General features: G+C 55.5%; 12 protein-coding genes and 1 pseudogene. All 13 read left to right on the top strand.

What is annotated here, in order from left to right:
- A pseudogene (locus ACXJ5O_RS08215) lies at positions 1-183 on the top strand (NADH-ubiquinone dehydrogenase); the annotation flags it as partial.
- Positions 183-494, top strand: a complete 312-nt coding sequence (locus tag ACXJ5O_RS08210) for a pentapeptide repeat-containing protein (RefSeq protein ID WP_457299456.1) — start codon at positions 183-185, stop codon at positions 492-494. The pseudogene ACXJ5O_RS08215 and the gene ACXJ5O_RS08210, both read left to right, overlap by 1 nt.
- Complete coding sequence (gene nuoG, locus ACXJ5O_RS08205) at positions 494-2,575, top strand: NADH-quinone oxidoreductase subunit NuoG (RefSeq protein WP_457299455.1); 2,082 nt, start codon at positions 494-496, stop codon at positions 2,573-2,575. Before ACXJ5O_RS08210 ends, nuoG begins: the two co-directional genes overlap by 1 nt.
- 18 nt (positions 2,576-2,593) lie before the next feature.
- Positions 2,594-3,640, top strand: a complete 1,047-nt coding sequence (nuoH, locus tag ACXJ5O_RS08200) for an NADH-quinone oxidoreductase subunit NuoH (RefSeq protein ID WP_112530896.1) — start codon at positions 2,594-2,596, stop codon at positions 3,638-3,640.
- Positions 3,637-4,140, top strand: a complete 504-nt coding sequence (gene nuoI / locus ACXJ5O_RS08195; protein WP_112530897.1) for an NADH-quinone oxidoreductase subunit NuoI — start codon at positions 3,637-3,639, stop codon at positions 4,138-4,140. Before nuoH ends, nuoI begins: the two co-directional genes overlap by 4 nt.
- A gap of 203 nt (positions 4,141-4,343) precedes the next feature.
- The gene (locus ACXJ5O_RS08190) at positions 4,344-4,976 is read left to right on the top strand and encodes an NADH-quinone oxidoreductase subunit J (RefSeq protein WP_112530898.1); all 633 of its coding nucleotides are present in this window, start codon (positions 4,344-4,346) and stop codon (positions 4,974-4,976) included.
- Complete coding sequence (gene nuoK / locus ACXJ5O_RS08185) at positions 4,976-5,284, top strand: NADH-quinone oxidoreductase subunit NuoK (protein ID WP_112530899.1); 309 nt, start codon at positions 4,976-4,978, stop codon at positions 5,282-5,284. Before ACXJ5O_RS08190 ends, nuoK begins: the two co-directional genes overlap by 1 nt.
- A 7-nt stretch (positions 5,285-5,291) precedes the next feature.
- Positions 5,292-7,283, top strand: coding sequence for an NADH-quinone oxidoreductase subunit L (gene nuoL, locus ACXJ5O_RS08180; protein ID WP_457299454.1), 1,992 nt, complete (start codon positions 5,292-5,294; stop codon positions 7,281-7,283).
- Positions 7,283-8,788 (top strand): NADH-quinone oxidoreductase subunit M, encoded by a 1,506-nt coding sequence (locus ACXJ5O_RS08175; protein ID WP_457299453.1) that lies wholly within the window; start codon positions 7,283-7,285, stop codon positions 8,786-8,788. The genes nuoL and ACXJ5O_RS08175 overlap by 1 nt, the downstream gene beginning before the upstream one ends.
- Positions 8,789-8,807: 19 nt before the next feature.
- On the top strand, positions 8,808-10,244 hold the full coding sequence (gene nuoN, locus ACXJ5O_RS08170) for an NADH-quinone oxidoreductase subunit NuoN (protein ID WP_457299452.1): 1,437 nt from the start codon (positions 8,808-8,810) through the stop codon (positions 10,242-10,244).
- Between the two features lie 7 nt (positions 10,245-10,251).
- Positions 10,252-11,091, top strand: a complete 840-nt coding sequence (locus ACXJ5O_RS08165; protein ID WP_457299451.1) for a biotin--[acetyl-CoA-carboxylase] ligase — start codon at positions 10,252-10,254, stop codon at positions 11,089-11,091.
- Positions 11,092-11,111: 20 nt separating this feature from the next.
- Positions 11,112-12,785 carry a ribonuclease J gene (locus ACXJ5O_RS08160; RefSeq protein ID WP_457299450.1) on the top strand — a complete coding sequence of 558 codons (1,674 nt, stop codon included), beginning with the start codon at positions 11,112-11,114 and terminating at the stop codon, positions 12,783-12,785.
- A gap of 10 nt (positions 12,786-12,795) precedes the next feature.
- The coding region (gene mce, locus ACXJ5O_RS08155) for a methylmalonyl-CoA epimerase (RefSeq protein ID WP_457299449.1) at positions 12,796-13,105 on the top strand (310 nt) is incomplete at its 3' end.

Here is a 13,105-nt window from a genome sequence, read left to right as displayed (position 1 = left end):
GGTCCCAAGCTTGAACAGGTACTGAATGGCATGGGTATTCGGACTTATGCTCAAATAGCGGCATGGACGGTCGATGATTTAGCCAAGGTTGACGATCAGATCAAACTTGGCGGGCGAATTTCTCGTGACGACTGGGTGGGACAGGCAATTGGTCTAATGATGTCGAACGGAGCAGGTGAGTGATGGAGATGCATGCGACACGTGACGTACTTGATGTGCGCGACGCAAGCGTTGCCAATTCCAAATTTGATGACGTGAATTTGTCGAATACCCGTTTTCACAACGTCAATCTGTCCGCTGCCGTGATTGAAAAGGTGAATTTGAGCAATTCAAAGATTAAGGATGTCAATCTTTCCAATGTGTTGTTCAGAAATGTTAACATGAGCAATGTGAAGATTGAGAGCGCCTTGCTCGCAGGAATGATCATCAATGGCATTTCTGTGAAAGACCTGTTTGAAGCTTATGAATCGGCCAACCGTGCCGGAGAAGAATAATGGCGAAGATCAAAGTCGACGGTAAAGAAATCGAGGTACCGGATCACTACACGCTTCTGCAGGCTGCGGAAACGGCTGGTTCAGAGGTGCCACGGTTCTGTTTTCATGAGCGCTTGTCGATTGCCGGCAATTGCCGCATGTGCCTGATCGAAGTGAAGGGCGGGCCGCCAAAGCCGGCTGCATCCTGCGCGATGGGCGTACGCGACCTGCGCCCTGGTCCCAATGGTGAGACACCGGAAATTTTCACCAATACACCCATGGTCAAGAAGGCCCGCGAGGGCGTGATGGAATTCCTGCTCATCAATCATCCGCTTGATTGCCCGATCTGCGATCAGGGCGGCGAATGCGATCTGCAGGATCAGGCAATGGCCTTCGGCGTCGATTCATCGCGCTACAAGGAAAACAAGCGCGCCGTTGAAGACAAATACATCGGTCCGCTCGTCAAGACGATCATGACACGCTGCATTCATTGCACGCGCTGCGTCCGCTTTACGACAGAGGTCGCGGGCATTTCCGAGCTTGGTCTGATAGGGCGCGGCGAGGACGCCGAGATCACCACATATCTCGAGCATGCAATGACGTCCGAATTACAGGGTAACGTGATCGATCTTTGCCCGGTCGGCGCACTGACTTCCAAGCCGTATGCATTCCAGGCGCGTCCGTGGGAGCTCAACAAGACCGAGTCCATCGACGTGATGGATGCGGTCGGCTCGGCTATCCGGGTCGATACGCGGGGCCGTGAAGTGATGCGCATTCTGCCGCGCGTCAATGAGCAGGTGAACGAGGAATGGATTTCCGACAAGACTCGCTTCATCTGGGACGGTTTGCGAACCCAGCGCCTTGATCGACCCTATGTTCGCAAGGAGGGCCGCCTTGTTGCTGCAAGTTGGCCCGAAGCCTTTGAAGCTATCAAAGCTGCTGTCGCCAAGACGAAGGGCAGCAAGATCGGCGCTATTGCCGGTGATCTGGCAACTGTCGAGGAAATGTACGCCCTAAAGCTGCTGATGCAATCGCTTGGATCGGAAAACATTGATGCACGGCAGGATGGTTCTGTCCTCAATACTGCCGATGGGCGCGCGTCCTATATATTTAATCCGGCAATCGATGGTATCGAACTTGCTGACGCGATCCTGATTATCGGCTCCAATCCACGTTTTGAAGCTTCATTGCTCAATGCTCGCATCCGCAAGCATTGGCGGGCTGCTGGAACGCCAATTGCCGTGATAGGAGAGCAAGCTGATCTCCGCTACAAATACGAGTACCTTGGAAGCGGTGCCGAGACCTTGGCAGATCTCGCCAACGGTTCTCTGAAGTTCCTGTCTGTGCTGAAGAAGGCCCAGAACCCAATGGTTGTCATAGGGCAGGGCGCTCTATCCCGTGCCGACGGTGCCGCCGTRCTCGGTCTTGCGGCCAAGATTGCCGCCGACACCGGCGCACTCAGCGTCGAATGGAACGGTTTTGGCGTCGTTCATACGGCTGCCAGCCGGGTTGGTGCGCTCGACATCGGGTTCGTGCCGGGGCCAAGCGGCAAGAGAGTGGCGGAAATGAAGACTGCGCTTGACGTGCTGTTCCTTCTCGGCGCCGACGAACTGAACTGGGAAAAGAAGAGCAAGGCCTTCACAGTTTATGTCGGCACTCACGGCGATCAAGGCGCACACAACGCCGACGTGATCCTGCCAGGCGCGGCATATACCGAGAAGTCCGGTACGTACGTCAACACGGAAGGTCGCGTGCAGATGTCCAATCGTGCTGGGTTTGCTCCGGGTAACGCCAAGGAAGATTGGGCAATCCTGCGGGCGTTGTCGGATGTTCTCGGCAAGAAATTGCCTTTCGACTCGCTGGCTGCCTTGCGTTCTGTCCTCTACGCGGAGTATCCGCATCTTGCCATGATCGATCACATCGAGGTCGGTGATCCTGCAGATGTCAAGAAGCTGGCAAATGCATCTGGTTCCGTTGAGAAAACTGCCTTTGTCTCGCCGGTGAAGGATTTCTACTTGACCAATCCGGTAGCACGCGCATCAGCCGTCATGGCCGAATGTTCCGCGCTTGCCAAGAGTGGTTTCAAGCAGGCGGCCGAGTAGGCGGAGAAGAAAACTGACATGGAAGAAATTTTCGCAACCTATATTCTGCCGCTGCTGATCATCCTCGGAAAATCACTTCTGTTGCTGGTCGTAATGCTGCTGATCATCGCTTATCTGCTCTATGCGGATCGCAAGATCTGGGCAGCAGTTCAACTGCGTCGGGGCCCAAACGTTGTTGGGCCATTCGGTTTGCTGCAGTCGTTCGCCGATCTTCTGAAGTTCGTCGTCAAGGAGCCGATCATTCCATCCGGCGCCAACAAGGGAATTTTCCTGCTGGCGCCGCTGGTTTCGTCGGTACTTGCCATGGCAGCGTGGGCGGTTATCCCCGTCAACGAGGGCTGGGCGGTCGCCAATGTTAACGTTGGCATTCTTTATGTCCTCGCCATTTCTTCGCTCGAAGTTTACGGCGTGATCATGGCCGGTTGGGCGTCGAATTCGAAGTATCCTTTTCTCGGCGCCTTGCGCTCTGCAGCGCAGATGGTGTCTTACGAAGTCTCCATCGGTTTCGTCATCGTCACTGTTCTGCTTTGTGTCGGTTCATTGAACCTGACAGATATCGTCAATTCACAGCGTGATGGCCTAGGTACGATTGTCGGACTGCCAAGCTCATTTCTCGATTGGCATTGGCTCGGTCTGTTCCCGATGTTCATCATCTTTTTCATCTCGGCACTGGCAGAAACCAACCGTCCGCCCTTCGATCTCGTAGAGGCGGAATCGGAATTGGTCGCCGGTCACATGATCGAATATTCGTCCACCGCCTTCCTGTTGTTCTTCCTCGGCGAGTACGTTGCGATTACACTGATGTGCGCGCTGATGACCATCATGTTCCTGGGCGGTTGGCTGCCTCCAGTGGACGTGTGGTTCCTTAATTGGGTGCCGGGGGTAGTATGGTTTCTGCTCAAGCTGTTCTTTTGCTTCTTCATGTTTGCCATGGTGAAGGCATTCGTTCCGCGCTATCGCTATGACCAATTGATGCGCCTGGGCTGGAAGGTGTTCCTGCCTATCTCGCTCTTCATGGTCATCGCGACGGCGGCCTTCCTTAAAATCACGGGTCTTACGCCATGAGTTCGAATACCGGTTCCTTGGCACAAGCTGCCAAATCCCTCCTGCTTCTGGAATTCGTCGGGGCGTTCTTTCTGTCGATGCGGCAGTTCTTTGCCCCGAAGGCGACTCTGAATTATCCATACGAGAAGGGTCCGCTCAGCCCGCGTTTTCGCGGTGAGCATGCGCTGCGCCGCTATCCCAATGGGGAAGAACGTTGCATCGCCTGCAAGCTCTGCGAAGCGATCTGCCCGGCGCAGGCCATCACGATCGAAGCAGGCCCGCGACGTAATGACGGTACCCGCCGTACCGTGCGCTATGACATCGACATGGTGAAGTGCATTTATTGCGGTTTTTGCCAAGAGGCGTGCCCAGTAGATGCCATTGTCGAGGGACCGAACTTCGAGTTCGCCACGGAGAGCCGTGAGGAACTTTACTACGATAAGGACCGGCTGCTCGCTAACGGCGATCGCTGGGAGCGGGAACTGGCGCGCAACATCGCAATGGACGCGCCTTACCGGTAAAAATGCGTGCGCGCTTGTGTCCTTGGGACGATAGCTTCTATCGGACCGGAACATGGGCTAAGAGGCTGCGAACGCGCGGAAATCGCGTGAATCGCATCAGAGCAATCTCGGGGAAGTGGGAACCGGTTTCCCGTCCGGAATTGCTGTAAGACGAAGTTAGAAATGGCAGGAAAGCCCTGCCGGAATGGAAATCGGGGGAACCCATGCTGACAGGTATCGCGGCGGCGTTTTTTTATCTCTTCGCCTTCATAACCGTCGCCAGTGCGTTCATGGTGATTGCGGCGCGCAATCCCGTGCATTCCGTGCTGTTCTTGATCCTCGCATTTTTCAATGCGGCAGGTTTGTTCCTTTTGACCGGCGCCGAGTTCCTGGCGATGATCCTTTTGGTCGTTTATGTTGGGGCGGTCGCAGTTCTGTTCCTCTTCGTTGTCATGATGCTTGATGTCGATTTCGCTGAACTGAAAAGCGGCGCGCTGCAATATGCACCCATCGGCGCACTCGTCGGTCTGATCCTTGCTGCTGAACTGATTATCGTTCTGGGCGGATCGGTCTTTGCACCGAAACTGGGAACAGTGGCATTCCAGCCAACGCCTGACGTAGCGACGCGCACCAATACGGCGGCGCTCGGCGATATTCTCTATACAGACTACGTTTACTTCTTCCAGATTGCTGGTCTCGTCCTTCTGGTTGCGATGATTGGCGCGATTGTATTGACGCTTCGTCACAAACCGAACATCAAGCGACAGAACGTTTCAGAGCAGGTCGCACGTACGCCGGCAACGGCCATCGAGGTCAAACAAGTTGAAACAGGCAAGGGCCTGACAGAGGTGTCATGATGGAAATCGGTATCGCACACTATCTGACTGTTTCTGCCCTGCTGTTTACGCTCGGGATCTTCGGCATCTTCCTCAATAGGAAGAACGTCATCATCATTCTGATGTCGGTCGAATTGATCCTGCTTGCAGTTAACCTCAACTTCGTGGCGTTTTCCGCTGCTCTGGGCGATTTGGTCGGCCAGGTGTTTGCATTGTTTGTCTTGACCGTTGCCGCTGCAGAAGCAGCGATCGGTCTTGCTATTCTCGTCGTGTTCTATCGCAATCGCGGGTCGATTGCCGTGGAAGACGTCAACATGATGAAAGGTTGACGGGGGCATGCTGTATCTGGCGATTGTCTTCCTTCCGCTGCTTGGCTTTTTGATTGCTGGCCTTTTCGGCTCATCGATCGGTGCGAAGGCGAGCGAGTATGTGACGACCGGACTGTTGATCGTTTGCGCGGTCCTGTCCTGGATTGCTTTTGCGACCGTGGCACTTGGTCATGGCGAGGCGTTCAAGATTCCAGTTGCACACTGGGTCGAGTCAGGTTCGTTAAGCTTCGACTGGGCGCTCCGCATCGATACACTGACCGTGGTAATGCTGGTTGTCGTCAACACTGTCTCGGCGCTGGTCCATACATATTCGATCGGCTACATGCACCATGATCCGGATCGGCCACGCTTCTTCGCCTATCTTTCACTCTTCACCTTCGCCATGTTGATGCTGGTGACCGGCGATAATCTGGTTCAGATGTTCTTCGGTTGGGAAGGTGTCGGCCTTGCTTCCTATCTTCTGATCGGCTTTTGGTTCAAGAAACCTTCTGCAAATGCAGCAGCTATCAAAGCCTTCGTGGTCAACCGCGTCGGCGATTTCGGTTTCCTRCTCGGTATATTCTCGCTGTTTGTGCTTTTCGAAACGGTTCAGTTCGACACGCTTTTTGCTTCCGCTGCACAATATCTTCCGGCTGAGGGTGCTGCCGAAAGTGGTCAGATTGTCCTGAATTTTCTCGGCTATGCGCTCGACAAACAGGGCGCGATCACCATTGCCTGCCTGCTGCTCTTTATGGGTGCGATGGGCAAGTCTGCGCAGTTCCTCCTGCACACCTGGTTGCCGGACGCCATGGAAGGCCCGACACCGGTCTCTGCGCTTATTCATGCTGCGACCATGGTCACGGCCGGCGTATTCATGGTTGCCCGCTTGTCGCCAATCTTCGAATTGTCGCATACTGCGTTGATTTTCGTGACATTCATCGGCGCAACCACAGCCTTCTTTGCCGCAACTGTTGGCCTCGTGCAGAACGACATAAAGCGCGTCATCGCTTATTCGACCTGTTCGCAGCTCGGATACATGTTCGTTGCCTTGGGTCTCGGTGCCTACGGTGCCGGCATCTTCCACCTGTTCACTCATGCTTTCTTCAAGGCATTGCTGTTCCTTGGTGCAGGTTCCGTCATTCACGCCGTTTCCGATGAGCAGGACATGCGCCATATGGGCGGGCTGCGCACGCTGATCCCCAAAACCTACTGGATGATGATCGTCGGGACTGTTGCCCTGACAGGATTGGGCATTCCAGGGACGCTTATCGGTACGGCGGGGTTCTTCTCGAAGGACATGATTATCGAATCCGCATTCGCGTCGCACAGCCCAATGGCCAGTTACGCCTTTATCCTCCTTGTCGTAGCGGCGATCTTCACCAGCTTCTATTCATGGCGCCTGATCTTTATGACTTTCCACGGCAAGCCACGCGCCAGCCACGACGTGATGCATCATGTGCATGAGTCACCCTATGTCATGCTGGTTCCGCTGTTCATTTTGGCGGCGGGCGCGCTGTTCGCCGGTGTTATATTCCGTGAGTATTTCTTCGGTCATGAGTATGCCGAATTCTGGAAGGGTGCGATCTTCACAGGGCCGGAAAACGAAATCCTCGAAGAGCATCATCACGTGCCCTTCCTGGTGGCGATGTCGCCCTTCCTTGCGATGGCGGTGGGGTTCATCGTTGCCTGGTACTTCTATATTCGCTCACCCGAGACACCGAGACGGCTCGCTGCACAGCATCCTGGGCTCTACCAGTTCCTGCTCAACAAGTGGTATTTTGATGAGCTTTATGACTTCCTGTTCGTGCGTCCGACAAAGGCACTTGGCCGGTTCCTGTGGAAGCAGGGCGATGGCTGGCTGATCGACGGGCATGGTCCGGATGGAATTTCGGCACGCGTGGTTGACGTCACCAACCGGGTTGTTCGCCTGCAATCCGGTTATCTTTATCACTATGCGTTCGCGATGCTCATCGGGGTCGCCGCACTCGTCACGTGGATGATGCTCGGGAGCAATTTCTGATGACCGACTGGCCAATTCTCTCGACTGTTACCTTCCTGCCATTGGTCGGTGCCCTTCTTGTCCTGATGATCCGGGATGATAGCGATGCTGCACGCCGCAACATCCGTAATGTGACCCTGTGGACGACGATCATTACGTTCCTTCTCTCATTGCCGATCTGGTACTATTTCGATAACGGCCAAGCCGGCTTTCAGTTTGTCGAGAAGGCTGCTTGGCTCGACTCCGGAATTTCCTACCACATGGGCGTCGATGGCATTTCCATGCTGTTCGTCATCCTCACCACGTTCCTGATGCCACTTTGCATTCTGGCGAGCTGGGAAGCGATCCAGACACGCGTCAAAGAATACATGATCGCGTTTCTAGTTCTCGAAACGCTGATGATTGGCGTGTTCTGTGCGCTCGATATCGTGCTGTTCTACGTGTTCTTCGAAGCCGTTCTCGTGCCGATGTTCATCATCATCGGTGTCTGGGGCGGTAAGAGGCGTGTCTATGCCAGCTTCAAATTCTTCCTTTATACCTTGCTCGGCTCCGTGCTGATGCTGCTTGCCATCATGGCGATGTATTGGCAGGCCGGTACGACGGATATTCCGACCTTGCTTGCGTACAAGTTCCCGGCGTCGTTGCAGACTTGGTTATGGTTCGCCTTCTTCGCCTCGTTTGCGGTCAAGATGCCAATGTGGCCGGTGCACACATGGTTGCCGGATGCCCACGTTGAAGCGCCAACGGCGGCATCCGCCATTCTGGCCGGCATCCTGTTGAAGCTTGGTGGATACGGTTTCATACGTTTCTCCCTTCCCATGTTCCCGAATGCTTCGGCCGATTTTGCACCGCTGATCTATACGCTCTCCGTGGTCGCCATCATTTACACATCGCTCGTTGCGCTGGCGCAGCAAGACATAAAGAAGCTGATTGCCTATTCATCCGTTGCCCACATGGGCTACGTCACCATGGGCATCTTCGCAGCCAACGAGCAGGGCATTCAAGGCGCGATATTCCAGATGCTCTCGCACGGCCTGGTATCCAGCGCGCTGTTTCTCTGTGTAGGTATTGTCTACGACAGAACCCATACGCGCGAGATCGCGGCCTATGGCGGCCTTGTCAATAACATGCCGAAATATGCAGTCGTGTTTATGATCTTCACCATGGCCAACGTTGGTCTCCCCGGCACGTCGGGATTCATCGGTGAGTTCTTGACATTGCTCGGCGTTTTCCGCGTCAACACCTGGGTTGCCCTGTTCGCAACGAGCGGTGTCATATTCTCGGCGGCGTATGCGCTCTGGCTCTATCGGCGCGTCATATTCGGGGGCTTGGACAAGGAAAGTCTGAAGTCGCTTCTGGATATGTCACCGCGTGAAAAGGCAGTGATCTACCCGCTCGTGATCCTGACAATTTTCTACGGCGTATATCCGATGCCTATCTTTGATGCGACGGCAAGCTCCGTACACGCTCTGATCAATCAATATAATAACGCGCTGTCCTCAGCGGCCACACTGGCGTTGAAATAGCAGGAAGAGGCCAAGGCCGATGCAGACCGATATGATTGCCAACCTGACGCTCATGGCTCCTGAACTCCTGATCACGGTGGGTGCACTGGCGCTACTGATGATCGGGGCGTTTTCTGGGGAGCGGGCCTACTCGCTTGTCAACAGCCTAACGGTAGCCATCCTGCTCGTGGCGCTGGCGCTTGTCGTTCTGTTCCCGCAGGACGGTCACGTCTTCGGTCGTGCTTTCGTCACCGATCCCTTCTCTCGCTTCATGAAGGTTTTGACCCTGGTCGGATCTATAGTGACGCTCGTCATGTCAGTCGGTTTTGCCAAATCAGAGAAGTTCGACAAGTTCGAGTTCCCGATCCTGGCCCTTCTGGCGACGCTCGGTATGCTGCTGATGATTTCCGCCAACGACACACTATCGCTCTATCTTGGCCTGGAACTGCAGTCGCTTGCACTCTATGTCGTCGCTGCCATCAACCGCGATAGCGCGCGCTCGACGGAAGCTGGCCTCAAATACTTCGTTCTCGGGGCGCTCTCTTCGGGCATGCTCCTATACGGAATTTCTTTGGTCTATGGCTTTACCGGGCACACCGGTTTTGAAGCTATCGCACAGGCGCTCAGCAGTTCCGAGCGGCAGCTTGGTGTTGTATTTGGCCTTGTATTCATCTTTGCGGGACTTGCCTTCAAGATTTCGGCGGTACCGTTCCACATGTGGACGCCGGACGTTTATGAGGGCGCGCCGACACCGGTCACAGCCTTCTTCGCGACTGCGCCGAAAATGGCAGCCATGGCATTGCTTACACGTGTTGCCGTTGAGACCTTCCAGCCAATCACCCATGATTGGCAGCAGATCATCGTGTTTATAGCGATTGCATCCATGGTTCTTGGCGCGTTCGCCGCTATTGGCCAGCGGAATATCAAGCGTCTTATGGCCTATTCATCGATCAGCCACATGGGCTACGCGCTTGTCGGGCTCTCAGCCGGTACACTCGTCGGTGTGCGGGGCGTCGCGATATATATGCTGATCTATCTGGTCACCACACTTGGCACGTTCGCCTTTATTCTTGCCATGCGTCGCAAGGAGGGCAATGTCGAGTCGATCGGCGATCTTGCCGGCCTGTCACGGACGAATCCGATCATGGCGACTATCCTGACGATTCTGATGTTCTCGTTGGCCGGTATTCCGCCGCTCGCTGGGTTCTGGGGCAAATGGTATACGTTCCTTGCAGCCATGCAGGCCAACCTTTATGCGCTGGCTATTATTGGTATCGTGGCGTCGGTCATCGGTGCGTTTTACTATCTGCGCATCATCAAGATCATGTGGTTCGACGAACCAGTCGGCGCGTTCGTACCCATGGCAGGCGAGTTGCGCCTGGTCCTTGGAGTATCCGGCCTGCTGGTGCTATTCTACGTCCTGGTGGGCGGCCCAGTCAGCACGTTTGCCAACGCCGCCGCCAAGACGTTTTTCTAGGAGCCCGATGGGATTCTCACTTTCGCCTCTGGCAGAGCAAGACGGCTTTCGGCTGGAGGCATTCGATACGATCGGCTCGACCAACGCCGCGGCATTGGAACGTGCGCAGGCGGGCGATCCCGGAAAACTTTGGATCGTCTCCAAACAGCAGGAGAGCGGCCGCGGAAGGCGAGGACGCGCCTGGGCGACCTCGTATGGCAATCTTGCTGCTTCGCTGCTCCTGACCGGAAACTTCGAGCTGAAAACCGCCGCGACACTTGGCTTCGTCGCTGGACTGTCCCTTGCCGATGCCTTGGATGCTGTTTGTCCCGCGGCAGCATTCAAAGTCGGCATCGATGGAGCGGGACATACCGGGCGAGGTAAATCAGCTTTACGAGTTGAGCTGAAATGGCCAAATGATCTTTTGGCAGACGGTGCGAAGCTTGCGGGCATTCTTTTGGAATCGACACAACTACCAGACAATCGCTTGGCGATCGTTGTTGGTATCGGTGTCAATGTAGTCGTCTACCCCGACGATGTTCCTTACCCTGCCACTTCGTTGGTGAAGCTCGGCGCAAATTGCGATGCAGAAACACTTTTTCTGGCGTTGTCAGATGCGTGGGGAGAAAACAGCAGAATCTGGAGCGAAGGCCGAGGGCTAGCCGAGATTCGCAAGCGCTGGCTTGCACGGGCGGCAGGCGTTGGCAGCGAAGTCGCCGTCCGAGTCGACGGAGCGGTGCTGCGTGGTATATTCGAGACTATCGATGAAGATTGCCGCTTTGTCATTCGCGACAACGAAGGCGAACGGGTAAAGATTGCCGCTGGCGACGTTCATTTTGGTGCAGTGGCGTCGGCACGCGCTGAGTAGATTTTAGTTTAGGAGTATAAATGGCTAGTTCCGATCAAGCAGAACTTGTTTTCTTGCCGCTAGGTGGTGTTGGCGAGATCGGGATGAACCTGGCTATTTATGGCTATGGTCCTGCGCACAAACGTGAATGGGTCGTAGTCGACATGGGCGTGAGCTTTGCAGGCCCGGATCTTCCAGGCGCTGATCTGGTGTTGCCGGATATTCGATTCCTGCAAGCGGAACGCCACAATCTGAAAGGCATTGTCATTACGCATGCTCACGAGGATCACTACGGCGCGTTGCTTGACCTTTGGCCCTTACTGAACGTTCCCGTCTATGCGACGCCCTTTGCGGCAGGTCTGCTTGCTGCCAAGCGCCAGTCGGAACCTGGTGCGCCGAACATTCCGGTGACCATCTACCGTGCAGGCGAGGCTTTTACCGTGGGTCCATTCGAGTTCGAAGCGATTGCCGTTACCCATTCGATTCCTGAGCCCGTTTCGCTGGCGATCAAGACACCGCTGGGTACGGTAATTCATACCGGCGACTGGAAGATGGATCCGGAGCCTTCACTCGGACCGCTCATCAACGGAGCGCGGTTTCGCGCACTTGGCGACGAGGGCGTGCTCGCGATGATGTGCGATTCCACCAATGCTTTGCGCGATGGTGAGTCCCCGTCCGAGCGCGAGGTAGGCGAAAGCTTGCGTGAGATCATAGAAAATGCCCGTGGCCGCGTTGCGATAACGACTTTCTCATCGAATGTCGGGCGCATTCGCTCCATAGCTTTGGCAGCGCGCGACGCCGGCAGGCAAACGCTGGTTCTTGGCCGATCGATGAAGCGTATGATCGATGTAGCGAGCGAGCTCGGCTATCTCGATGGCGTTCCCGAATTCCTGTCCGAAGACGATTTCGGCTACGTCCCGCGCGAAAACATGGTGATCATCTTGACTGGCAGCCAGGGCGAGCCGCGCGCGGCGCTTGCCAAGCTTGCGCGCGACGAAATGCGCAACGTCGCATTATCGGCAGGCGATACGGTGATCTATTCTTCGCGCCCGATTCCCGGCAACGAAAAGCCGATTATCGACACGAAAAACCTGTTGATCGAGCAGGGCATCCACATCATTTCCGACGGCGATCAATTGGTGCATGTCTCCGGTCACCCGCGCCGCAATGAATTGAAGCGCATGTACGAGTGGGTACGTCCGCGCATCCTCGTACCCGTACACGGCGAGGCAGCGCATCTGGTTGGACAGGGTTCGTTGGCGGCGATGGCGGGAATTCCGGAAGTGCCGCAGGTGCGCAATGGTGACGTACTGCGTCTTGCGCCGGGTAGGGCGGAAATCATTGATCAGGCTCCGATTGGCCGGTGGTACAAGGACGGCAAGCTCATCGGTGACGAGGAAGAGGTCGGCATCGTTGATCGCCGCAAGCTCTCTTATGTCGGACATGTTGCGGTTTCGATGCTGCTGGACGAAAAATTCAACATCATGGAGGACCCTGAAATCGTTCCGATCGGGCTTCCGGAAAATGACGCCGAAGGTGAGCTGCTCGAGGATCTGCTGTACGATGCAGCGGTGAGTGCGGTGCAAAGTATTCCGCGCGAAAAACGCAAGGATATTGCCATGGTACGCGAAGCAGTGCGCCGGGCAGTTCGCGCCGCAGCCAATGAGGTCTGGGGTAAAAAGCCGGTGGTCACGGTTTTCGTGACCCGCCCATAAGGAAACGCCCATGCTGGGACGTCTCAATCATGTCGCGATCGCCGTACCTGACCTGGAGGCAGCGTCCGTAATTTATCGCGATACACTTGGCGCAAAACTAACACAGCCGCAAGCTTTGCCAGAACATGGCGTCACCGTCGTCTTCATCGATGTTGGCAATACCAAGATCGAATTGCTGGAACCCTTGGGTGCGGACTCACCCATTGCCGCATTCCTGGCAAAAAACCCGTCGGGCGGCATACACCATGTCTGCTACGAAGTGCCCGATATCCATGCGGCGCGCGATCGGTTAAAAAAGCAGGGGGCGCGCGTTCTTGGCG

It is taken from the genome of Phyllobacterium sp. P5_D12, assembly GCF_054049495.1.
The sequence above is the reverse complement of the archived record's forward strand: the minus strand, read 5'-3'. Positions and strand labels throughout refer to the sequence as shown.

Excerpts from the sequence above, each read along its gene's own strand:
- ACXJ5O_RS08210 (WP_457299456.1), top strand. The coding sequence starts at position 183 with ATGGAGATGCATGCGACACGTGACGTACTTGATGTGCGCGACGCAAGC.
- nuoH (WP_112530896.1), top strand. The coding sequence starts at position 2,594 with ATGGAAGAAATTTTCGCAACCTATATTCTGCCGCTGCTGATCATCCTC.
- nuoI (WP_112530897.1), top strand. The coding sequence starts at position 3,637 with ATGAGTTCGAATACCGGTTCCTTGGCACAAGCTGCCAAATCCCTCCTG.
- ACXJ5O_RS08190 (WP_112530898.1), top strand. The coding sequence starts at position 4,344 with ATGCTGACAGGTATCGCGGCGGCGTTTTTTTATCTCTTCGCCTTCATA.
- nuoK (WP_112530899.1), top strand. The coding sequence starts at position 4,976 with ATGGAAATCGGTATCGCACACTATCTGACTGTTTCTGCCCTGCTGTTT.
- ACXJ5O_RS08175 (WP_457299453.1), top strand. The coding sequence starts at position 7,283 with ATGACCGACTGGCCAATTCTCTCGACTGTTACCTTCCTGCCATTGGTC.
- nuoN (WP_457299452.1), top strand. The coding sequence starts at position 8,808 with ATGCAGACCGATATGATTGCCAACCTGACGCTCATGGCTCCTGAACTC.
- ACXJ5O_RS08165 (WP_457299451.1), top strand. The coding sequence starts at position 10,252 with ATGGGATTCTCACTTTCGCCTCTGGCAGAGCAAGACGGCTTTCGGCTG.
- ACXJ5O_RS08160 (WP_457299450.1), top strand. The coding sequence starts at position 11,112 with ATGGCTAGTTCCGATCAAGCAGAACTTGTTTTCTTGCCGCTAGGTGGT.